Here is a 22,503-nt window from a genome sequence, read left to right as displayed (position 1 = left end):
TCGTTTTCTCTACAAGCTGAAGGTGCTCCTTTTTAGGAGCACCTTTTTCTTACGGCCAAATCTCATCCGCCCATTCAGGGTGGTCGATAAATGGATTGCGGTTGTGCTGATATTTCTCATAAATGATTTCATTTCTTTTTCTCTCACGGTCATCAACCGGGTCCTGTCTATTCCATTCGAGGAGGACGGATTGTTTTCCATGATAAGGGGCTGAACCGTTGCCTGTTTTATCATTCAATTCAAGATCAGGGTACCCGTCATCACCTTCGTAACGGACGGCCATGTAAAACAGCATGCGGGCGACATCGCCTTTCACATCATCGCGGGGCTCCCATGAATCTCCGTCATAATAATTTCCGGGCGCTTTCGCATGTTCTGTGCCGCCGTTGTCAAAATCCAAATTCCCTCTGGCGCTGTTGACTTGAACGTCAGCTGGGCGCAAATGATGAATGTCGGTGCCAGGTCCCTTGCTTGTGCCAAAATCGCCATGAGATTTCGCCCAGACATGCTCGCGGTTCCAATCGCCGACATTGCCGCCGTTCAGGTTTTTCGACCGCGATTCATTCGTATAGAGCAGGATGACGTTATTCGGGTTTCTCGGGTCTTCATCGGTTTCTTTCAGCGCGTTCCATACTTCGCTGTAGGACAGCATCGTGTGTCCGCTGATGATGCTGTGCAGGGCGCTTTTTAGCGATTCTCCTGTTTTTCCTTCAGCCCCTTCATAATAGGTATCTGTGTCAGTGTAGGGTGCGGCGGGAGCGGCTAATGAGAGAAGGCCCACGGTTCCTGAAGGGGGAGACGCTAATCGGTCATTCAGGCTCAATGCGTTGGTTTGCGGGATTGCTGATGCGGCAGCTGCAAACCATCCGGAAATCAGTAATACACAGACGAGCGGCAGAAACCTTGTTATTTTTGTCATCACTTGCCCTCCTTTTATCAGATCATGTCTATTATCTAAAAATGGAACCGAGGATAGAAGTGTCATTTTGTATATTTTTTATTAAAATTGTAAACTAGCCCCTTGGTCGCTATTGTGCCGGATAGATACTGTGACTAAAAAATAAACGTTTTTTTGGTTATTCTGTCAATGAACTATCGAGTTCCTCCTTCTATAATGAAGGCACCATAACGGCCAGAGGGGGGAGTACATGGAAAAGCAAAAGCTTTCAGTCAAAAACAGCATCACAGATTATATTGAATGGCTCGCCCAATACGGCGCATCTGCGGATGGCGGCGTAACGAGGCTTTTGTACACAAAAGAGTGGATGGACGCGCAGCTCGCAGTCAAGACGGAAATGTCTTCATTCGGCCTTGAAACAAGATTCGACGATGTTGGCAATGTTTTTGGAAGGCTTTCGGGCACCCAGTCTCCGGATGAAGTGATTGTAACCGGTTCACATATCGATACTGTCATCAATGGGGGAAAGTATGACGGCGCCTATGGCGTTCTTGCGGCAATGCTCGCGATAAAGCGGCTCAAAGAAACGTACGGACCGCCGAAAAAAACACTCGAAGCAGTCTCCTTATGTGAGGAGGAGGGTAGCCGCTTTCCGATGACCTATTGGGGATCGGGGAATATGACGGGCGTTTTTTCAGTACAGGATGCGGGAGAACCGAGAGACGAATCAGGAGTCTCCCTGCAAACTGCGATGTATGAGAACGGTTTTGGCAAAGGCGTGTTTCAGTCAGCGTATAGGACAGATATCAGCACTTTTGTTGAGCTTCATATTGAACAGGGACAGACATTGGAAATGTCAGGACGCGACCTCGGCATTGTCACTAGTATTGCGGGGCAGAGGCGATATCTCGTCACGTTGGAGGGGGAATGCAATCACGCGGCAACCACCTCTATGAAATGGCGCAAGGACCCGCTTGCAGCAAGTAGCCATATTATTCACGAGCTGCTGCTGCGGGCGGAAGAGCAGCCGGATGAGCTCCGTCTGACATGCGGAAAAATAACGGCAGAGCCCAATGTAGCCAATGTCATACCGGGCCGCGTGCAGTTTTCAATCGATATTCGCCATCAGCATCAGCACGTGCTGGAGCAATTTCATGAAGATATGGCTGCTTTGATCAACGGCATTTGCCATCAAAAAGGAATTCGCGCCATGATTGATGAATATATGCGGATAGAGCCTGTGCCGATGGATGAAAGGCTGAGGGCCGCGGCTTTTGAAACAGCGGCAGAAAACGGGATCAGCTGTGAAGAAATGGTGAGCGGAGCAGGGCATGATGCACAAATGATCGGAAGGCGCTATCCGGCTTGTATGCTGTTTGTGCCAAGCCGCAGCGGCATCAGCCACTCTCCGAAGGAATATACCTCAGCCAGACAGCTTGAGATCGGTGTCCGCGCATTGACTGATTTATTATATAAATTAGCTTACTGATAAAGTAAAGGAGGAATGGCTGTGTCAGGCAGAAAAGAATTATGTACCCCGTTAAGAACGATTATGACGCCGGGCCCTGTTGAGGTTGATCCGCGTGTATTAAGAGTGATGAGTACCCCGATTGTCGGCCAATTTGATCCAGCGTTTACAGGTATCATGAATGAAACGATGGAGATGCTTCGGGAGCTGTTCCAAACGAAAAACCGCTGGGCATATCCGATTGACGGTACTTCACGAGCGGGAATCGAAGCGGTGCTGGCGAGTGTGATCGAGCCGGAAGATGATGTGCTCATTCCCATTTATGGGCGCTTCGGTTATTTGCTGACTGAAATTGCGGAGCGTTATGGGGCGAATGTTCATACGCTTGAGTGTGAATGGGGAATGGTTTTTGACCCGGATGACATCATACGGGAAATGAAAAAAGTGAAGCCGAAAATTGTGGCAATGGTACATGGGGAAACATCGACAGGGCGGATTCACCCGCTGAAAGCAATCGGCGAAGCCTGCCGCGCCCAGAATGTATTGTTCATCGTCGATGCAGTTGCGACGATTGGTGGCTGCGAGGTTAAAGTCGATGATTGGAAGATTGACGCGGCTATCGGCGGCACACAAAAGTGCTTGTCTGTTCCATCGGGAATGGCGCCGATTACATATAATGAGCGGGTGGCGGATGTGATTGCGGCGCGTAAAAATGTGGAACGCGGGATTGCGACACAAGCTGACAGGGCAACGTTTTCAGGAAACCGGCCGATAACAAGCAATTATTTTGATTTGAGCCAGCTTGAGGATTATTGGAGCGAAAGACGGCTCAATCATCATACAGAAGCGACGACGATGCTTTACGCCTTGCGTGAGGGTGTAAGGCTGGTGCTTGAAGAAGGTCTTGAAGCCCGTTTTGAGCGGCATCACCTCCATGAGGCCGCATTAGCAGCAGGGATTAGGGCAATGGGGCTGAAGCTGTTTGGAGATGACAGCTGCAAAATGCCTGTTGTCACTTGTGTAGAAATCCCCGGCGGCATTGACGGCGAGTCTGTTCGCCACATGCTGTTGGCGCAATTCGGCATCGAAATCGCCAGCTCATTCGGCCCGCTGGCGGGAAAGATCTGGAGAATTGGCACGATGGGCTACAGCTGCAGAAAAGAAAACGTGCTGTTCGTGCTTGCCGGGCTAGAGGCTGTGCTGCTGAGACATAGCGCAGGGATCGAAACAGGTAAAGCCCTCCAAGCAGCGCTTGATGTGTATGAAAACGCTGGCCGCCAGGCAGCGGTATAAAGAAAAGCTTGCGGAACGCCGCAAGCTTTTTTAGTGATGCGATTTCGCCTTTTCTCCAATCTGTTTTTCTTCGTTTGACTCTTTTTACAAATTCTCTTTCCCTGTGTTGCATTTTCTGACGAAGCATGAGTCATTTTTCCTTCCATCATCTATTCTTTATACAAGTTACCTATAAAACCATGCTGAACTTGTTGTTTCTTACAGCGATTTTTGAGAGGAGGATGCAGCATTGGGAAATTTGCACATGGTGTTAGATGCGCTCTTGGAAGATCAGGATGAGGCTGTGCTGGCGACAATTGTTCAAGTTGAAGGCTCTGCGTATCAAAAAGCAGGCGCTTCTATGCTCTATAAGAAAAATGGCGAACGGGTCGGATTGCTGAGCGGCGGGTGTGTGGAAGAAGATTTGCTCCATAGAATTAGTGAACTGGGCGATCAGCTGACATCAGCGCTGATTCCATATGACATGCGGGCGGAGGACGATCTTTCTTGGGGCATGGGAGCCGGATGCAACGGCATTATTCATATTCATGCGGAGCGAATCACTCAGGAAAAAAGAAGGCACTATGAAAGAGTGAGGGACTGCCTTCATTCTGGCAAAGCTGTGACAGCCGTTACGCAGCTTGGCTCCTCCCGTTATGTATTTCTGTCGGAGAACGAGCAATTTGGGAACTGGCCGGACGCGCCTCTGCAAGACATACAACGTACCGTTTCAACGCTTCATTTACCGCATTTTAACCCATCAACCAACATATTTATTCAGCGAATTGAACCGAAGCCGCGTCTCATTCTGTTTGGAGCGGGGCCGGATGTTGTGCCGCTTGCCAATTTGGCGGCTGATACAGGGTTTTCTGTTATCGTGTCAGATTGGCGTCCTGCATATTGCACACCCTCTCAATTCCCAAAAGCGGATCGGCTGATCACCGCTTTACCGGAACAAATGCTCAGTGAATTTCAGTTTTACCCGCATGATGCAGCTGTTGTGGCAACCCACCATTTTCAGCACGACCAAGCGATCATCGACTTCTTATTTTCTCAACATCTTCATTATATCGGACTGTTGGGCTCGGTAAACCGTACGAAGCGGCTGCTGAACGGAAAACAGCCGCCGGCTCACTTTTACAGTCCGGTCGGGCTGAAAATCGGTGCGGAAGGCCCCGAAGAAATTGCCGTCAGCGTTGTCGCGGAAATCATTCAAACAAGAAAACGGCTGGCGGTTGTATGAGAGGACCCTATATTATCGGAGTGTTTCTCGCTGCCGGCAAAAGCAAAAGGATGGGCCAAAACAAGCTAGCTTTGCCGTTAAAGGGAGAAACCATCGGCTCGCTTTCTTTGAAAAACGCTCTTTTGTCCCGCCTTGATCACGTGCTGATCATCGAGAGGACTGAACGTGCTTCCCTTGAGTGGATGGGAGCGCCTTATCATACGCCGCCTTTTCGAGAACGCTGGAGCCTGCATGTTTGTCAAGAAGCTGAAAAAGGGCAAGGGCATTCAATCAGCAGCGGGGTGAGAAAAGCAGAAAGCATGGGAGCCGCAGGCGTTGTCATATTATTAGCCGACCAGCCGCAGCTTTCCGTCAAACATCTCAATGCCCTTGTGGCAATGGCTCCTGAGTCATTTGCCGTGTCTTCGTCTTTAGGCGCGTTCGCCCCGCCAATCTATTTCTCATCGGCTTGTTTTCCTTATCTAAAGGAGTTAAAGGGAGATGAGGGGGCTCGCAGGCTCCTGAAAAGCGGACAGCTTGGAACAGGAGCCGTTTTGGAGGCAATGACAAGCTCGGAGTTGAAAGACATTGATACACCGGAGGAATACGAGATGGTGAGGAGGTTGATGATTTGAACGGACAAGTGACAAAAGCAAGGATGAATATTCAATTATGGAGGCCGTCAGTGCTGGGTGAAGCCTATTCACTTTTGGAGCAGCTTGCCCCGGATGTATGTATCGCATCGGGCAGCACGCTGCTTCAGCTTCAGTGGGACAAAGGGATTCTTCCGAAACAGCATCTCGTCAGTCTTGAAGGAATCAACGAAATGAGAGGAATCAGCGCCAGTGACACCCACTTGTCGATCGGGGCGCTAACAACGCTGAGTGAATGCAGAAAGAATCCTCTGATCAAGAGTGCGCTCGGTTGTTTCAGCGACGCTGCTTCCGCTGTCGCCGCACCAGGAATCCGAAGCAGGGCCACGATTGGCGGCAACATTGCGAGTAAAATCGGTGATTTGATTCCCCTCCTGCTTGTGCTTGATGCTGAGCTTATCGTGTATCAAAAGGAACTGATCAGGTTGCCGATTGGCGATTGGCTCATAGATGAAGACCTTAGAACTGCTATCGTCACGCGTGTCATCATCCCGCGTACGGAGGGAGAGCGTGTGTTTTACCGCAAGCTTGGGAGGCGCCAGGCTTTTACAGGAGCGGTTGCTGTTGTATCTGGACGTTTTTTGAAGTGCGGCGCAATTCGTCTCGCCGCTGGCCATGCCGATATCACACCTGAGAGATTATTGGACAGCGAAGCGAAACGGGAAGCACCAGGGTGGGACCCGCATGAGCTGTACAAAACGCTTATCCACGAGCTGCCGTTCTCCGCAGATGCTTTTATGTCAGCGGCATACAGAAAAAAAGCCGCTGCCAACGTCATCATGGCAGAGCTGATGGCGGAGAGAGGGGAGTAAATGATGATCAACAAACCGTCAAGAATCAGGCCGGATGGAAGAGGAAAGGTCACAGGGAAATTAAGATATATGACCGATCTTGGCTTTCCAGGAATGCTGTATGGCAAAGTGCTGAGAAGCGCTTATCCTCATGCGGAGATTGTGTCGATTTGCACCAAGGAAGCTGAAGAAATGGAAGGTGTGCGGGCAGTTGTCACTCATAAAGACGTTCCCGGTGTAAACCGATTTGGCATTGTCATCCCTGATCAGCCGGTTTTATGTACGGACAGGGTGCGGTATGTCGGAGATGCGATCGCCGCAGTTGCTGCGGAAACGGAGGAAATCGCGGAAGCGGCGCTGGAGCTGATTCATATTGAGTATAAAGAACTGGAGATCATTGATTCACCAGAAAAAGCGCTTCGTCCGGACGCGCAAAAACTGCACAAGGGCGGAAATATCCTGCACCGCGCATTTTTTTCACACGGCGATGTTGAAAAAGGATTTCAAGCATCTGACACGGTTCTTGAAGAAAACTATGAGCTGCCGCGGCAGATGCATACGTATATGGAAACGGAAGGCGGCGTAGCCGTTCCTGAAGACAATGGGGGCTTTACGATGTATGCAGGTACGCAGCATGGCTATAAAGACCGTTTCCAACTTGCCCGTATTTTTGACATTTCTGAAGAAAAAATCAGGGTTGTGTCGAGTCCGATGGGCGGGTCGTTCGGCGGGAAGGATGAGCTGAATATCCAGCCGTATGCTGCGCTTTTGGCCTTGAAAAGCGGACTTCCTGTCAAAATCCATCAGACCAGAAAGGAATCTGTACGTTCTGGCATTAAACGCCATCCGATGAAGATTACGATAAAAACGGGCGCGGATCATGCGGGAAAGCTTTTGGCCCATGATGTGAAAATTGTGGCGGACACAGGTGCTTACGCTACGCTCGGACCGGCAGTTCTTGACTTTTCTGTTGAGCACGCCGCGGGGCCTTACCGTATTCCTAATATCCGGACTGAAGGGATATCTGTGTTCACGAACAACGGGGTGGCGGGTGAATTTCGGGGCTTTGGCGGCAATCAAATCACATTTGCCCTCGAATCCCATCTTGATCGTCTCAGCGGCATGCTCGGCATCGATTCCCTGGAGCTGAGAAGAAAAAATATCAGAAAACCGCATGACTTGGGGCCGCTTGAGCACCGGATTGCACCGACTGACGGAGCTGCGCAGGTGTTGAATGCCATTTCTGAATCTTCCATACTCACAAGAAAACACCAAAACTCAGGGTATATACGGAGAGGCAAGGGAGCGGCAATTACGATGCACGGCGGCGGGCTGGGCTATGGCCGAATGGATTCAGCAGGAGGCCGTTTGTCCCTTTCAAGTGACGGCAAAATCATAGCTTCGTTCGGATTTGAAGAGTGCGGACAGGGGATTCTAGCCGCAATTGAACATATTGTTACCGAGGGGCTGGGCTGTGCTGCAGAAGATATTTCCATTGTCATTGGGGATACCGCAAAGGTGCCGAAGTCAGGCTCCTCCACCGCATCCCGCGGCACAAGCATGGTGTGGCACGCGATCCAGCGTTTGAAGAAGCCGTTTCTGTCTCAGCTGAAAAAACGGGCGGCAGAGTGGAACGGCTGCGAGGCGGAAAGCCTTATTTTAGGCGGCGCAGGCTTGTGTGACAAAAACACCAGAGAGCTCGTAGTGACGTATAAGGCGCTGGCTGAAAAAGGTCCTTTGGCAGAGGAAACAGCATTCGATTTTCCGACAACGCCTGATCCTGTGGTAGGCGGCCATTTTCTCTACTCATTTGGAGCGGCCGCTGTTGAGGTGGAGGTAGATCTATTAACAGGCGATGTCAAAGTGATAGATTGTGAGCACGACATTGCGGCGGGTCCGGTTGTCAGTCCGCAGGGTTATCAAGGTCAAATTGAAGGTGGAGCCGCCATGGCGCTCGGGTATACGCTGATGGAGGAAGCCAAAATGACGGACGGCCGTTATGCGGCGGAGAATTTGGATCAATATTTAATTCCGGGATTCAAAGATGTTCCGGCAATGAAATTGACCGCGATAGAAGAGCTGATGGAAGGTGATTCGCACGGCCCGCGCGGTGTCGGAGAAATTGGGACAATCGCCATCACCCCAGCGATTGTAAAGGCTGTGCACGATGCGGTCGGCTGCTGGATAAACAAACTGCCAATTTCAAGGGAAGAGCTGCTTGACGCGATAGACAGAAAGGGGATGAAGGAATGGACGTAAAAGAAGCCGGGCCGTTTCCTGTAAAACAGAAACAGTTGCGGATGACCGTGAATGGGCAGGAGTATGAGGTTGCCGCCGTTCCTACGACACGTCTGAGTGATTTGCTTAGAAAGGAATGTCAGCTGACCGGAACGAAGGTGTCCTGCGGGATCGGCCGCTGCGGAGCATGTTCTGTCCTGCTCGACGGCAAGCTTGCCAATGCATGTATGACCATGGCATACCAAGCGGACGGCCATTCCATTACAACAATCGAGGGAATCCAAAAAGAAGAGCTGGATATCTGCCAAACCGCTTTCCTGGAAGAAGGCGGCTTCCAATGCGGGTACTGCACTTCTGGAATGATAATGGCAATAAAGGCACTGTTTCAGGAAAACCCTCAACCTACTGACGAAGATATAGAAGAAGGGCTGGCAGGGAATTTGTGCCGGTGTACCGGGTACGGCGGGATTATGCGGTCTGCTTGCAGGATTAGAAACGAGTTGAGCTGCGGGAAATGAGAGTCAAGTTTATAAAAGCCGGACAATATGCTAGAGAGGGTTTTTCACAAATTCGAGGGTCTGAAAGATTAGGGCGGCAGCTTCTCATTTGTCCTTCCACAATATTCATATGACGAATAACCGTTTTGGGGTGTGGCCGATAGAAGAGGCTTATCTTGGAGCTTTGCTCGCGCAAATAAAAATAACACAACAGATATAAAATAATAAAAAAACTTCAGCCCATCGGGACTGACCCTATAAGATGAGACAAATAAAAAACACCTTCAAGTTTGAAAAAGGATGATTGTTATCCGACATTAGACTTGGAGGTGTTTTTTCTATGAGTTTCGTTACTATATACGGCTGATCGCTAAAATGAGTTCAAAAGAATAAAAATGCCCGGCCTTGAAGGCCGGGCTTGACATGTTAACTCCCTCGATACACCTGATAACCAAACGGCGACAGCAAAAGCGGGATGTGATAATTCGCATCTGAATCTGCTAGATGAAAACGGACGGTAACTATGGTTAAAAACGGCTGGTCGGCCGTATTCACATTTTTACTGGCAAAATAGTCTCCTGCATGAAAGTCTATCACATACTCTCCAGACACCAGCTCTTCACCAGCCAGCAGCGGAGCATCGACTCGGCCGTCATCGTTGGTGAAGGCCTCTTTAACAAGGATGACCTCTTCGCCCAGCCGCTTCAAGTCAATTTTTACGTTCGCCGCGGGTTTGCCGCAGGTTAAATCTAAGATATGGGTTGTCAGCTTTCCCATCAGGCCTTCAGGCTCCCTAATGCTTCAGCGGCTTTCTGTTTTTCTTTCTCGGCGTCTTCTTTTGTCACGGTAAAGCGCTGGAAACCGAATGGCGGGCGCGGTTCGGTGTAGACTTTTCCTTTCGACCCTGGGATCTCTTCAACGACCGTGTCCCATGTGTGATTTTGGGATTGGAAGCTGACATCCGTGAGCTGCGGGAATCTCATTAGTATTCTGCAGCCGATATGATAGATTAAATTTTGGATTGAAGGGGTTTCGAGCTCGTGAAAAACGGTGCTCGCCAGGTCGCGAACTTGTTCAGCCGCAACATAGCGGGCGGGATCCGTGGAACGTGCGTCATCTGTATTTTCATACTGCCAGCTGATGTTTAAATAGACAAATAGAGGACGGTTGCCGTCTTCCGGGAGAGTTGTATATTCGTCTCGAATAAAGCCGACGAAGGAGTTGCCGCTCACCTTGACGAGCTGAAGATCCATGATTTCGCTGTACTGCTCTGTGATCGTTAAAGTATCCCCGGTTCGTTCTGCTTTCAGCACAGACCGAGCGCGTTCATTGCGTGATCTTCTAAAGACGAGGCGGCTTGTGCCGAGTTCTTGCTCCTCGTATGCAGGCATCGCCTCAAACGGAATGTCTTCGCCTGTCAAAGTGATCGTGTCCATATGAGAATAGGTATCTAAAAATCGGTGAGCCATATAGTGTAAGAATCCCTCGGTTGTCGTTCCTTCATAGGAAGCGAGGTGGCGCTGAATAAAGTTTTTCATTGAGTCTGTAGCCACGACGAGTGTATTATCTCCGTCTATAAATGATGGCAGAAAGGCATCTCCGCTAATTTCGCATGTCACATCAATTCCGACGACAGTATTGTCTCTCCCTGTAAAAGAAGACTCTGGAATTTTCCGTACACCTGTGAGCGGCTTTAAAAACGTTCGGTATGCAAATACATTTCCTTTGCCATAAGACATAGTTCTGTTCATTTGCGTCTCTCCTTTTTCAGTTATGATGTCCGCCAGCCGAAAGCGGGCGATGCGGTAAATTTCTTTAAGGGCCTGCTGGAACTCCGTTTCTCGTTCGTTCTCAAGCCTTTCCAGCAGGGCTTGGTGAATGTCCTGTTTCGTTGTTCCCTTTACAGCTAAAATAAAAGGAAAGCCGAAGCGTTCATAGTAGCATTCATTCAGCTTGAGAAACTCCTCGTATTCCTCTTGTTCAAGTTTACTGAGCCCCGCGTTTTGCTGCTCTCTTACCGAGGTAACACTCATTGTTTTCTTTGTTCCGAGCCGGGGGTGCTTGTTGATTAAATCAAGCTGTGTCTGGCGGTCTGCGGCTTTTACAATGCCGGTCATTTTGTGGTGAAGATCAGATAGGGAAGAGAATGGCCGCAACGCCGCGGCTTTCTCCGCAATCCATGAAGAGTGTTCAAAAATAGATCCAAGCGTGTCTGTCAGTGTTTGTATGTCCATTTGGTTCAGGTCATCCATTGTGAACATTGGCATCTTCCTTTACGTTTTTATTTCACACTATTTGGCTGATTGGTTTGAAAAAAAGCGTGCAGTGCAATTGCCGACAAACTGCCGATTACAATTCCGCTTCCAGCCAAAACTGAGGCCGCGCCCGGAAGAGATGAAAACAACGCGGGAACGGTTGTGGCGCCGAGCCCTAAGCTGACGGAAGAGGCGATGATCAGAAGGTTGCCTTGCGTATCGAAATCGACAATAGAAAGCATTTTGATCCCGTAAGAAATGACCATGCCGAACATGACAATCATCGCGCCGCCGAGAACTGGGGGTGGAATCACTGTTGTCAATGCCGCGGCTTTTGGGACCAGTCCAATCCCCATCAGCATGATTCCTGTGATGACAATGACGTTGACACTTTTCATTTTTGAAAGCTGAACGATACCGACATTTTGCGAGAAGGCTGTATAGGGAAACGCGTTAAATAAGCCGCCAAGCACAATCGCAAGCCCTTCCGCCCGGTAGCCTTTTTCCAGATCCTTCTCCGACAGCCTGCGGTTTGTGATATCGGCGAGAGCAAAGTAAACGCCTGTTGATTCAACCAGGCTGACAATGGCAACGAGAAGCATCGTGACAACAGCTGGCAGCTCAAAAGTTGGCGGGCCGAAATAAAACAGAGACGGAACATGAAGCCAGGACGCCTCCACGACGTCAGAAAAATCGATTTTTCCCATAAAGAATGCGGCCGCTGTTCCTGCGATAAGGCCGAGCAAAATCGCTATGGAGCGGATAAAGCCGTTAAAGAAGAAAAACAGCAATAAGATAAAAGCTGTGACGCCAAAGCCGAGGAGCACGTTGTCAAGTGAACCGAAGTCTTTGCTTCCTTCACCGCCTGCCAGGTTATTCACTGCCGTCGGAATCAAGCTGATGCCGATGATCATGACAACTGAACCGGTCACGACAGGCGGAAAAAAACGGACAAGTTTTCCGAAGAAGCCCGCGGCTAAGACGACAATCAGTCCTGCGGCGATAATGGCGCCATATATGGCTGAGACACCGTATGTGCTGCCGATGGAAATCATCGGTCCGACCGCGGTAAACGTACATCCGAGCACAACGGGGAGGCCGATTCCGAAATACTGGTTTTTATAGAGCTGCAAAAGAGTCGCCGCCCCGCACATGAACAAATCAATCGCAATTAGGTACGTCAGCTGCCCCGCATTCAGCCCAATCGCCGCTCCGACAATCAGCGGAACGAGAATCGCTCCCGCATACATGGCAAGCATGTGCTGAAGTCCTAGCATGATCAGTTGAAAGGCATTGTGCTGTTCCTTCATCTTTTTTACACCTCTTTTTCTAATGCGAGTGTATGGTCTAATACCGGAAGTTCAGTTTTCTGTGCTGTTTTTTCTTTTTTGCCGCGCAAGCTGAAAAATACATTCAAAAAAATGGCGGTCAGGCTTCCTGTGATAGTGCCGTCACTGACCAGAATCCGGATTGGAGCGGGGAATTCAGCGAAAATACCGGGCACCGTGCTGGCGCCGATGCCGAGTGCGATTGAGCATGCGATGGTCAGCAGGTGATATTGATTTTTGAGATCCGCTGTGCTGAGCATTTTGACGCCTGACGCAATCACCATGCCGAACATGACGACGGTCGCGCCGCCAAGCACAGCCGCAGGAACGGCAGAAGCAAGGGCTGCAATCTTCGGAATCAGTCCGAGACAGACAAGGATACAGCCTGCGGTAACGACGATATTTCTCGTTTTTACCTTTGTCAGCTGCAATAAGCCGGCGTTTTGCGCAAAGGTGTTATAGGGGAAGGCGTTGAGCAGTCCGCCGATAAGAATGGCGATTCCTTCCGCTCGGTAGCCTTTGACAAGGTCTTTTTCGGTTAAAGATTTGTCACATATCTTTCCGATAGCGTAGAAGACGCCGGTTGATTCCACAATAATGACGATTCCGACGATCAGCATCGTTAAGATTGGGCCGATTTCAAATGAAGGGGCTCCGAAATAAAACGGCTTCGGGATTTGAAAGAGTGGGGCTTCAGCGACTGCAGAAAAGCTGACTTTACCCATGATGGCTGCTGCCGCTGTTCCGGCAGCGATTCCAATCAGAACGGACAGCGTTCGGGCGAATCCTTTGAGAAAACGGTTGAGGATTAAAATCAGGACAAGGACACCGACAGAGAGAAGAAGGTTTTCGAGCGAACCGTATTCGGGGTTGGCGCTGCCGTTTATTTTTTCGCCGCCAGCCATATTTTTCACACCTGTCGGAACAAGTGAAAGGCCGATTAAGGTTACAACGGTACCTGTTACGACAGGAGGAAATAACTTGGTCAGCTTGCCGAAAAAACGCGCAAACAGAAAGATAAATAACCCTGTAGCGATGATTGAACCGTAAATGGCGTGAACGCCGTAGTTCGCGCCGATTGCAACCATCGGGGTGACGGCTACGAATGAACTGCCGAGCATGACGGGTAGCCCGATGCCGATGTATGCTCCGCGCAAGGTTTGCAAAAGCGTCGCGACGCCGCATGTTAACAGGTCAATCGCCAACAGGTAAGACAGCTGTTCAGATGTTACATTCAGCGCCCTGCCGACAAGCAGGGGCACCAAAATCGCACCTGCATACATGGCCAGCACATGCTGAAGGCCAAGAGTAAACACCGCGAACGAATGTTGTTTCATCAGAGTCCCTCCTTCTGAATGTGAACTTTAGTAACATGATAGCGTCCCGTTTGCTGAGTGTCATTAGATACTGTAGCCGAAAAAGACAGGTGTTATTGCTGAAAGTGATGAAAAACAATTCAGTTTGTAAGATAATGTGACAAAATTTAGCTAATCAGCCGCTGCATCCGTAAGGCAAGCCGCAAACGCATTGTCGTCTCAGGATCTTTTAAGCTTTTGCCCAGCAGCTCTTCACATTTCTCAAGGCGGTAGATGACCGTATTGCGATGAACGTACAGACGCTTTGCCGTCTCGGAAATTTGGCAGTGTGTCTCTAAATAGACGGACAGTGTATGAAGCAGACTTTGATCCTCCTGCTGTTTTTCAGCGAGGCTTTGAAGCGTGGAGTTATAAAATTTCTTCAAATCCTCAACCGGGAGAAGGCGGAGAAGCTCAGGCACATCTTTTGCGTGATACACCTGAATAAACTCCGTGCTTCTTGACAAATGCCCTGATTGCAGAGCGTCTGAAGCTTCAGTGAACGCGCCGGGAACGTCAATGAGCTTTTGGCATATATTGCTGATGCCAAAAGACACAGTCCGTTTAAACTGGGCTCTGACCTGTGTTTGAAACTGCTCTAAAAAGCTGATCACCGAGGCATGCATTTCACTCCAGCTGTCTGTCGCCTCGATTAGAATAATGCCGACATTTCCTTTAATAAAGAGGTGAGGCGGAAACGGGAAGGTTGATAATTCACCTTCAAGAAATTCGAATACGCCGTCAGAGGCGAGCTGATTTTCTGTAAAGCTGATCGATTGGTCATTTCGATCGAGTTTTCCCGCAATGCACATGTATTTTTGATCCCAGCGCAGCTTAAATTCCTTTGCCCGGTTTTTGATTTCGTCGTCTGACGTAAATGAGCGCTCAATAAAATTGTTGAAAAACTCATTGCGCGCCAGCCGGCCGAATTGCTTCAGCGCATTTTCCTTCAGCAGTTCAAAGGAAATCACGTTGGCCGCTTGCTCAATGGTGAGAATCAACCCTTTATCGCTAGCCTGCACCATGTCCGGTATGAGCAGGTAGCCGCAGTTTTTTTCGTGATTATAAATAGGAAGGACAGAATACGTTTTCCGATCCGAGAACGTAGAGAAACAAGTGAAAAACGGTCCGGATACGGTACTCAGGGTGCCTTTCAGTTTTTCGGTCTCAAATGACATCTGATGGGATGCGGACAGCATTTTGGCATGTTGGTCAAGCAGCAGTACGGGAAGCTGAAGGAGATCTGACACCTTTTTAAGGAGAGATTGCATCCCCTTGCCGCTCATAATGTGGTTTGTGAATTTTTTGTGCGCGTAAATGGCTTGCTGCAGCTCGTTAGAACGCATATCGAGAATGTGGCTGAGTGTTGCATTCACAATATCGCCGAGGCGGATATGCTCTGGAAGCTCAATAATTGGAAACGCGCATGAATCGGCCAGCTCGATAATTTCTTTCGGGATATCCTCCAAGTAGCGCTTTGTTTTAATGCCGAGGCCCGCACAGCCGCGTTTTGCCATTTGCCGAATCAGCTCAGATAACTGGTGCGGGTGATCCTTCAGGTGATACGCGGTGGTGACGAGCAATTCATTCTTATGCAGAAAGTCTGCGATATCAGGAGCGTCCATCATATTGACATGCTGAACTTCTCTTTCTCCTCCTGCTTTTCCGGCGATTAAATTGGCATTTTCATAGGCCGGTATTTTCATCACATCAAAAATATTCATAATGCATTCTCCTTTTCTATCAAAACATTGGTTAAGGTGAATAATTTTCAATAGGATTTCTAGCGGTTTTGCTAATGTAATACGATCATAGTAGCAGTAAACTGTTAAAATAGAACAGATTGTGTTACATAAACTGACATGAAAAATCGTCAACCTTACATGGGGGGATCAATATGGCTTACGATATGGTGATAAAAGGTGCGAAGGCAGTTACGCCAGATGGCGTTAAAGAAGCTGATATTGCAGTTCAAAATGGTGTTATTACCAAGATTGGTTCAGATATTGAAGCGAGCGGTGCTACAATGATCCAGGCAGACGGCCAATATGTATTTCCAGGTGCGATAGACTGCCATGTTCATTTCAATGAACCGGGCAGAGAGGACTGGGAAGGGTTTGAAACAGGTTCGAGAATGATGGCAGCAGGCGGCTGCACCACCTATTTTGATATGCCGCTCAATTGCATCCCATCAACCGTGACGGCAGAACATCTTCTCGCAAAAGCCGAAGTCGGCAGACAAAAATCAGCCGTGGATTTTGCACTATGGGGAGGGCTTGTGCCCGGTCATATTGATGACATCCGCCCAATGGCTGAGGCGGGCGCGATCGGGTTTAAAGCGTTTTTATCAAAATCAGGCACAGACGAGTTCCGCTCTGTTGATGAACGAACCTTGCTCAAAGGCATGACAGAAATCGCGGCTGCAGGAAAAATCCTTGCTCTTCACGCGGAGAGCGACGCAATCACAAGTTATTTGCAGATGGTGTTGGCCAATAAAGGAGAAGTGGATGCGGATGCGTACGCAGCCTCCCGCCCGGAGGAAGCCGAAGCTGAAGCGGTATATCGCACGATTCAGTATGCGAAGGTGACAGGCTGTCCAGTTCATTTTGTCCATATCAGCACGGCGAAAGCGGTCCGGCTGATCAGAGAGGCGAAACGTGAAGGGCTTGATGTATCGGTCGAAACATGCCCGCATTATGTCTTGTTCAGCCATGACGATTTACGGGAAAAGGGCTCTGTCGCAAAATGTGCGCCGCCGCTCCGTTCTCAGCAATCAAAGGAGGCGCTGATCGAGGCGCTCAGTGCGGGTCATATTGACATGGTCTCCTCAGACCACTCTCCTTGCCATCCTTCTCTGAAGCGGGAGGATAATATGTTCTTGTCGTGGGGCGGAATCAGTGGCGGGCAGTTTACTTTATTGGCCATGCTTCAACTGGCGCTTGAGCGGGACATTCCATTTGAAACCATCGCTGAATGGACAGCGTCGGCACCTGCGAAACGATTCGGCCTTCAGCAAAAAGGGCGGCTTGAAGCGGGGTGTGATGCGGATTTTGTGCTTGTCACTATGGAGCCGTACACTGTCACAAGAGAAACGATGTTTGCAAAGCATAAACAGAGCATCTATGAAGGACATACTTTTCCCTGCCGCATTTCGGCAACATACAGTAAAGGCCGGTCTGTGTACAGGGAAGGGGAGATAGTCAGCGGAATTGACGGAGCGTAGGTCGTTCCATTGTGAAAAACCCGGCAAATTTATTTTGCCGGGTTTTTCTCCGCTAGTTTTTCTTCAATAAAATCCGCAGTATGCCTTACTCCATCTTCTTTACCAATAAGAGAGGCGGCTTCAGATGCTCGTTGAAAATATGCGCTGTTTGATATCAGTTCATTGATTCTGGAAACGAAGGCTGCAACAGTCATATTTCTTTCTTTCAAAGGGGCAGCAGCCACTCCAATATCTCTCATTTTTCCTGCCCAAAAAGACTGCTCCCCAGAGAACGGGCATATCACCATAGGTTTGCCGGCTTTCATTGCGGCGGCCGTAGTTCCAGCCCCTCCATGATGAATGACAGCTAGTGATTGAGGAAAAATCCAACTGTGAGGTATGGAGCCGGCTGTAAAAATATGAGGTGAATCTATCGTCTGTTTGATTCCGCTCCAGCCCGTCAGCAAAATGGCACGCTGTCCGGTTTCTTTGAATGCTAGCTGAAGCATGTTCAGTATGTGATCCGGGTTTCGTAATGGCATACTGCTAAAGCTAACGGTAAAAGGAGGCGGCCCCGCTTCTAAAAAATGAGACAGCTCAGGTGGAGGGGTCCAATCATCTTCGGATAAAAACCAGAATCCTTTCATTGAAACACGGCCTTTCCATTGTTGGTCAAAGGGAATGATGGAAGGGCTGCACCCATACAGAAGAATCATCCTTAAAAACAGAACGTTTATCGGGCAGGCCGAGTGTCTCATGTCTCCACTTATTAATCAGTGAAAAAAACGCCGCGGTCAATAACCGATTGATTTTAAAACTGGCTTTGTTAAGCGTTCCACTCCGCATGGCGAATGGCAAGACAGGATTAGTAAAATGGCGGGTGGGAGCTATAACAGGGACCGGATGAGCGACAAAGGCAGGAATGTGCAGGGCTTCGGCAAGATCGTATCCGCCAAATACTTTTGGATGATAAATGATTGCATCGGCATCTATAGAGGCGCTCCATATATCATCTAACATGTGTTCCATCATCGGATAAATGACGGTTTTCATCTGGCTGACAATGGATAGCGGATTCCCTTTCAGCATGTTTTCTCCTTCTTCTGATTGCGTCAAATGTGTGTAATCTGTTCTGATGGCTGAAAAGGAAAGCCTGTTTTTTTCGGCTAGATCTTTGAACGAGCCTTCAGTGCAAATCGTCACATGATGTCCGCGAACGGATAATTCTTTTCCTAATGCGATAAAAGGCTGTACATCGCCCCTCGTCCCGATCGTAAGCAGGTTGATTTTCATGATTCGCCTCCAGAATGTCATTCATTACCAATAATTTATCATACATAAGCACCTATCAGTTTTTAAAATGCAATCAACGTGGTATCTTTTTTTAAAGGAGGCGGGGGTAATGGAACATGTCACATACATACTAAAGCAATCATGGTCGCGCCATACGAGCTCTAAATGGACAGAAGAATGCCCAGCATGCGGCCAATGCGGTGTGACGGCTTTAGTGATACAGGATCAATTCGGCGGCACCATTTATAAAACAAAAGTTGGTGAGAGCTGGCATTTTTATAACAGCATCAATGGCGTGGTGTATGACTTTACGAGTGAACAGTTTCAGGCGCCTATTGAATATCAGCATATTCCTTCCTCAAGAGAAGAGGCGTTTTTAGATACGAATGTGAAACAATATCAGCATCTTCGTTCAGCGTTTTCCCGCCATATGAACAGCATTTCCGAGGAAACCTGAAAACACGTATGATAAACTGGGAGAGAGGTGAATGATTGTGATTTATATCGGACTGACGGGATGGGGGGATCATGACAGCATCTATCCGCCGAAAACGGCTGGCCAGAAAAAATTGCAGGCCTATTCCTCCCATTTTCCGATCGTGGAATTAGACGCGAGCTTTTACGCAATTCAGCCGGCGCGAAATAATGAAAAATGGGTGAAGGAGACGCCGGAAACCTTCCAATTTATCGTGAAAGCGTATCAGGGCATGACAGGGCATCAGCGCGGCGAAATTCCCTTTGACTCAAAAGAGGAGATGTTTGACGCGTTTAAGTTGTCTTTAACCCCATATTTACATAGCAATAAGCTTGCCATGGTGCTGTTTCAATTTCCGCCGTGGTTTGACTGCAAGAAGGAGAATGTCGCCTATTTGAGGTGGTGCAAGCACCAAATGGAAGATATTCCTTGTGCGCTTGAATTCAGAAACCGATCCTGGTTCTCGCCGCCGTTTTATGAGCAGACGCTTTCATTTATGAAAGCGGAAGGCTGGATTCACAGTGTCTGTGATGAACCGCAAATCGGAGAAGGCAGCGTCCCGACTGTGTTGCGCGCGACCGATGAAAGCAAAACGCTCGTCAGGTTTCACGGACGCAACAAGCAGGGCTGGATGAAGCCTGACGGCGGGAAAAACTGGCGGGAGGTCAGGTACTTATACCGCTACAATCAACAGGAGTTGGCAGATTGGAAAAAGCACCTGAATGAATTGCAGCAGCAATGTAAGGATGTTTTTGTCCTGTTCAACAATAATTCCGGCGGAGACGCCGCGGATAATGGCAAGCAGATGCTTGAACTGCTTGATATCGAGTACAGCGGACTTGCGCCGAGACAGCTCGATTTATTTTAGAAAAGAGGTTTTGATTGATGTCGTTTGTGATTTTGGTCGTACTGGGATTAATCGCAGGTACGGTTGGAAGTCTGATTGGGCTTGGCGGCGGAATTGTGATCGTGCCGTCTCTGATGTTTCTAAGCACAGTGACGCCGCTGTTTCAGGATGTAACACCGCAGGTCGCAATCGGTACTTCGCTTTTGGTCATTATTTTTACGGGTCTTTCTTCAACTTTGGCTTATATTAAATATAAAACTGTTGATTACAAGAGCGGACTCATTTTCTTTATCGGTTCAGGTCCCGGAAGCATTATCGGGGCTTACGTGTCAAAGCTGTTCAATTCAAACTCGTTTTCCATATGGTTTGGCATTTTTATGATTCTTATTTCATTATCCTTAATGCTGAAAGCGAAAGCCCGGCCGATCAACAAAGCTCATAAAGGAATTATTCGGACAGTTCAGGATGATGCCGGTGAGCCTTATACGTACTCATATCAGGCCCCTATTGGCATTGCGATTGCCTTTGTTGTCGGCTTTTTAGGGGGGCTTTTCGGAATAGGCGGCGGATCTCTCATGGTTCCGGCGATGATGCTGTTATTCCTGTTCCCGCCGAAGGTTGCGGTGGCAACGTCCATGTTTATTATTTTCCTGTCCTCTATGACAGGGTCTGTTTCACATGTTATTTCCGGGCACGTCAATTGGCTGTATGCACTCGCGCTTGTGCCCGGAGCTTGGTTCGGCGGAAAACTTGGCGCCGCCATCAATAGGAAAATGCAGACGAAAACGATCGTCATGATCATGCGGATCGTATTGATTTTGATCGGGTGCCAGCTCATTTATGAAGGCATATTCAGCTGAACGATTAGGGAGAGATAATATGAAGGAGAAACTCCGCTTATATCATACAAATGATTTGCACAGCCATTTTGAAAACTGGCCGAAAATTGTAGATTATATCGAGCAGAAAAGAAAAGAGCATCAATCAGTCAGCGAAGAGACGCTCGTTTTTGATATTGGCGATCATCTAGATCGTTTTCAATTCGTGACTGAGGCGACTTTCGGAAAAGCGAATGTCGATCTCTTAAACCGTCTTCACATTGATGGAGCGGTGATCGGCAATAACGAAGGGATTACGCTTCCGCATGAAGAGCTCGCAGCCTTATATGATCATGCGGAATTTCCCGTTATCGTCTCTAATCTGTATGACAAAAACGGAAGCCGTCCGTCCTGGGCGGTTCCTTACCATATCAAAACATTGAAAAACGGTATGTCCATTGCTTTCTTAGGCGTAACTGTGCCATATTATCCCGTTTATGACAAGCTGGGATGGAAAGTAACCGATGCTTTTGAAAGCGTAAAAGAAACCATTCAGGAAGTAAAATCGCAGGCTGATATCATCGTTCTGCTGTCCCATTTAGGCATTCTAGATGATCAGGCAATGGCTGAAGCGGTACCTGAGATTGATGTGATCCTAGAATCACACACCCATCATTTGCTTGAAGATGGACAAGTGGTAAACGGCGTATTGCTTGCCAGCGCCGAGAAATACGGGCATTATGTCGGCTGTGTAGAAATCATGGTGGACAGCGTAAAGCGAAGCATTATCAGCAAAACAGCATCTGTGCAGAACATGGCGGAATGGACAGGAGAATCAGCAGAAACTAAAGCGTTTCTCAATGAAAAAGAACGTGAAGCCGAGGAGAAGTTATCCGATGCTGTTGCGGAGCTTGCGCAAGATGCCGAGGTGAAGTGGTTTGAAGAATCAGAGCTGCCTTTGCTTTTGGCGTACGCGTTAAAGGAATGGTGCGGGACGGACATCAGTATGGTGAATTCCGGTGTTATTCTCGGTCCGCTGAAAGCGGGTCCTGTGACGAAGCTGGATCTGCACCGCATCTGCCCTCATCCGATCAACCCGGTGGCTGTCCGCCTGACGGGAGAAGAACTGAAAGAAACCATTGTCCATGCTGCTTCAGAACAAATGGAGCAGCTTCGGATTAAAGGGCTCGGCTTCCGTGGAGAAGTAATGGGAAAAATGGTGTACGCGGGTGTTGCTGTAGAAACGAAACGGCTGGATGACGGAGCCACGCATGTTACGCGGATCACGCTGAACGGGGAAGAGATAGAAAAACATAAACAATACTCTGTTGCGGTGCTTGACATGTTTACCCTCGGCAGACTGTTTCCGGTCATCCGTGACGCCGCAGAAAAAGAATATTTTATGCCGGAGTTTTTGCGGGATCTGCTTGCTTGGAAGCTCGCGCAATAAGCAAGTCAGCCCACAACAAGCTGTGCCCTTCATCATAAAGTGATGAATGAAGGGAGTGGTTGACGTGGTAAATCTGACACCAATCATGATAGAAGGACAGCCTTTTACAGCTGTGACAGTGACGCTACCAAAAACGAATTTTATGGCTGTCACAAATGAGCACGGATACATTATGTGCGGCGCGCTTGATGTGGCGCTGCTGAATGAAAAATTAAAGGAGCGGGGCATTGTGGCGGGGCGCGCAGTTGGTGTACGCACCATTGACCAGCTGTTAGACGCACCTTTAGAATCCGTTACGTACGCCGCGGAAGATCTCGGCATTCATGCAGGCATGAGCGGCAGAGCAGCGCTTTTAAAAATGGTGAAATAAAATTATTTGGCCCGGCTATTACTATGTCCCCTCTTACAAGCATACATTGTGATATGTAAGGGGGGATTTTC

At 48.7% G+C, this 22,503-nt stretch carries 21 protein-coding genes; 13 read left to right on the top strand and 8 right to left on the bottom strand.

Annotated elements, in window-relative coordinates:
* Positions 1-49 precede the first annotated feature (49 nt).
* A complete protein-coding gene (locus MOF34_RS02720) occupies positions 50-919 on the bottom strand; it encodes an endonuclease (RefSeq protein ID WP_268398387.1) in 870 nt (289 codons plus the stop codon).
* Positions 920-1,148: 229 nt separating this feature from the next.
* Between MOF34_RS02720 and allC the strand changes: the two genes are divergently transcribed.
* The 7 genes from allC to pucE all read left to right on the top strand — a co-directional run bounded on the left by allC (position 1,149) and on the right by pucE (position 9,060).
* A complete protein-coding gene (allC, locus tag MOF34_RS02715) occupies positions 1,149-2,387 on the top strand; it encodes an allantoate deiminase (RefSeq protein ID WP_268398385.1) in 1,239 nt (412 codons plus the stop codon).
* Between the two features lie 21 nt (positions 2,388-2,408).
* Positions 2,409-3,659 (top strand): (S)-ureidoglycine--glyoxylate transaminase, encoded by a 1,251-nt coding sequence (gene pucG, locus MOF34_RS02710; protein WP_268398383.1) that lies wholly within the window; start codon positions 2,409-2,411, stop codon positions 3,657-3,659.
* A 229-nt stretch (positions 3,660-3,888) separates the two neighbouring features.
* Positions 3,889-4,881 carry an XdhC family protein gene (locus MOF34_RS02705; protein WP_268398382.1) on the top strand — a complete coding sequence of 331 codons (993 nt, stop codon included), beginning with the start codon at positions 3,889-3,891 and terminating at the stop codon, positions 4,879-4,881.
* The gene (gene pucB / locus MOF34_RS02700; protein ID WP_268398380.1) at positions 4,878-5,495 is read left to right on the top strand and encodes a xanthine dehydrogenase accessory protein PucB; all 618 of its coding nucleotides are present in this window, start codon (positions 4,878-4,880) and stop codon (positions 5,493-5,495) included. Before MOF34_RS02705 ends, pucB begins: the two co-directional genes overlap by 4 nt.
* Positions 5,492-6,325: a xanthine dehydrogenase subunit C gene (pucC, locus tag MOF34_RS02695; protein ID WP_268398379.1), complete on the top strand. Its 834-nt coding sequence runs from the start codon at positions 5,492-5,494 to the stop codon at positions 6,323-6,325. Before pucB ends, pucC begins: the two co-directional genes overlap by 4 nt.
* Entirely contained in the window at positions 6,326-8,563 is a 2,238-nt protein-coding gene (gene pucD / locus MOF34_RS02690) for a xanthine dehydrogenase subunit D (protein WP_268398377.1), read from the top strand.
* Positions 8,554-9,060 carry a xanthine dehydrogenase subunit E gene (gene pucE, locus MOF34_RS02685; RefSeq protein WP_268398376.1) on the top strand — a complete coding sequence of 169 codons (507 nt, stop codon included), beginning with the start codon at positions 8,554-8,556 and terminating at the stop codon, positions 9,058-9,060. The genes pucD and pucE overlap by 10 nt, the downstream gene beginning before the upstream one ends.
* Positions 9,061-9,465: 405 nt before the next feature.
* Here the strand turns inward: pucE and uraH are convergent, their stop codons facing one another.
* The 5 genes from uraH to pucR form a co-directional block, all read right to left on the bottom strand.
* Entirely contained in the window at positions 9,466-9,816 is a 351-nt protein-coding gene (uraH, locus tag MOF34_RS02680; RefSeq protein WP_019715621.1) for a hydroxyisourate hydrolase, read from the bottom strand.
* Positions 9,816-11,300 carry a factor-independent urate hydroxylase gene (gene pucL / locus MOF34_RS02675; protein WP_268398373.1) on the bottom strand — a complete coding sequence of 495 codons (1,485 nt, stop codon included), beginning with the start codon at positions 11,298-11,300 and terminating at the stop codon, positions 9,816-9,818. The genes uraH and pucL overlap by 1 nt, the downstream gene beginning before the upstream one ends.
* A gap of 20 nt (positions 11,301-11,320) precedes the next feature.
* Positions 11,321-12,604, bottom strand: coding sequence for a nucleobase:cation symporter-2 family protein (locus tag MOF34_RS02670; protein WP_268398372.1), 1,284 nt, complete (start codon positions 12,602-12,604; stop codon positions 11,321-11,323).
* A 5-nt stretch (positions 12,605-12,609) separates the two neighbouring features.
* Complete coding sequence (locus MOF34_RS02665) at positions 12,610-13,959, bottom strand: nucleobase:cation symporter-2 family protein (RefSeq protein WP_268398370.1); 1,350 nt, start codon at positions 13,957-13,959, stop codon at positions 12,610-12,612.
* 146 nt (positions 13,960-14,105) lie between these two features.
* On the bottom strand, positions 14,106-15,701 hold the full coding sequence (gene pucR / locus MOF34_RS02660; protein WP_268398368.1) for a purine catabolism transcriptional regulator PucR: 1,596 nt from the start codon (positions 15,699-15,701) through the stop codon (positions 14,106-14,108).
* A 173-nt stretch (positions 15,702-15,874) separates the two neighbouring features.
* Between pucR and MOF34_RS02655 the strand changes: the two genes are divergently transcribed.
* Entirely contained in the window at positions 15,875-17,200 is a 1,326-nt protein-coding gene (locus tag MOF34_RS02655; protein WP_268398366.1) for an allantoinase, read from the top strand.
* Positions 17,201-17,229: 29 nt separating this feature from the next.
* Here MOF34_RS02655 and MOF34_RS02650 read toward each other — a convergent pair whose 3' ends face one another.
* Positions 17,230-17,826 carry a nucleotide disphospho-sugar-binding domain-containing protein gene (locus tag MOF34_RS02650; RefSeq protein ID WP_268398364.1) on the bottom strand — a complete coding sequence of 199 codons (597 nt, stop codon included), beginning with the start codon at positions 17,824-17,826 and terminating at the stop codon, positions 17,230-17,232.
* 25 nt (positions 17,827-17,851) lie between these two features.
* A complete protein-coding gene (locus tag MOF34_RS02645; protein ID WP_268398362.1) occupies positions 17,852-18,472 on the bottom strand; it encodes a glycosyltransferase in 621 nt (206 codons plus the stop codon).
* A gap of 109 nt (positions 18,473-18,581) precedes the next feature.
* On the opposite strand from MOF34_RS02645, the gene MOF34_RS02640 reads away from it, so the two are divergent.
* The 5 genes from MOF34_RS02640 (at position 18,582) to MOF34_RS02620 (ending at position 22,432) form a co-directional block, all read left to right on the top strand.
* On the top strand, positions 18,582-18,929 hold the full coding sequence (locus MOF34_RS02640; protein WP_268398361.1) for a YunG family protein: 348 nt from the start codon (positions 18,582-18,584) through the stop codon (positions 18,927-18,929).
* 37 nt (positions 18,930-18,966) lie between these two features.
* Positions 18,967-19,815 carry a DUF72 domain-containing protein gene (locus MOF34_RS02635; protein ID WP_268398395.1) on the top strand — a complete coding sequence of 283 codons (849 nt, stop codon included), beginning with the start codon at positions 18,967-18,969 and terminating at the stop codon, positions 19,813-19,815.
* Positions 19,816-19,832: 17 nt separating this feature from the next.
* On the top strand, positions 19,833-20,654 hold the full coding sequence (locus MOF34_RS02630; protein ID WP_268398360.1) for a sulfite exporter TauE/SafE family protein: 822 nt from the start codon (positions 19,833-19,835) through the stop codon (positions 20,652-20,654).
* A 19-nt stretch (positions 20,655-20,673) separates the two neighbouring features.
* On the top strand, positions 20,674-22,062 hold the full coding sequence (locus tag MOF34_RS02625; protein WP_268398358.1) for a bifunctional metallophosphatase/5'-nucleotidase: 1,389 nt from the start codon (positions 20,674-20,676) through the stop codon (positions 22,060-22,062).
* 64 nt (positions 22,063-22,126) lie between these two features.
* A complete protein-coding gene (locus tag MOF34_RS02620; protein WP_019715611.1) occupies positions 22,127-22,432 on the top strand; it encodes a YunC family protein in 306 nt (101 codons plus the stop codon).
* The last annotated feature ends 71 nt before the right edge of the window (positions 22,433-22,503 follow it).

This window comes from Bacillus sp. T17B1 (genome assembly GCF_026796395.1).
In the GTDB taxonomy this organism is placed as follows: domain Bacteria; phylum Bacillota; class Bacilli; order Bacillales; family Bacillaceae; genus Bacillus; species Bacillus spizizenii_A.
The sequence above is the reverse complement of the archived record's forward strand: the minus strand, read 5'-3'. Positions and strand labels throughout refer to the sequence as shown.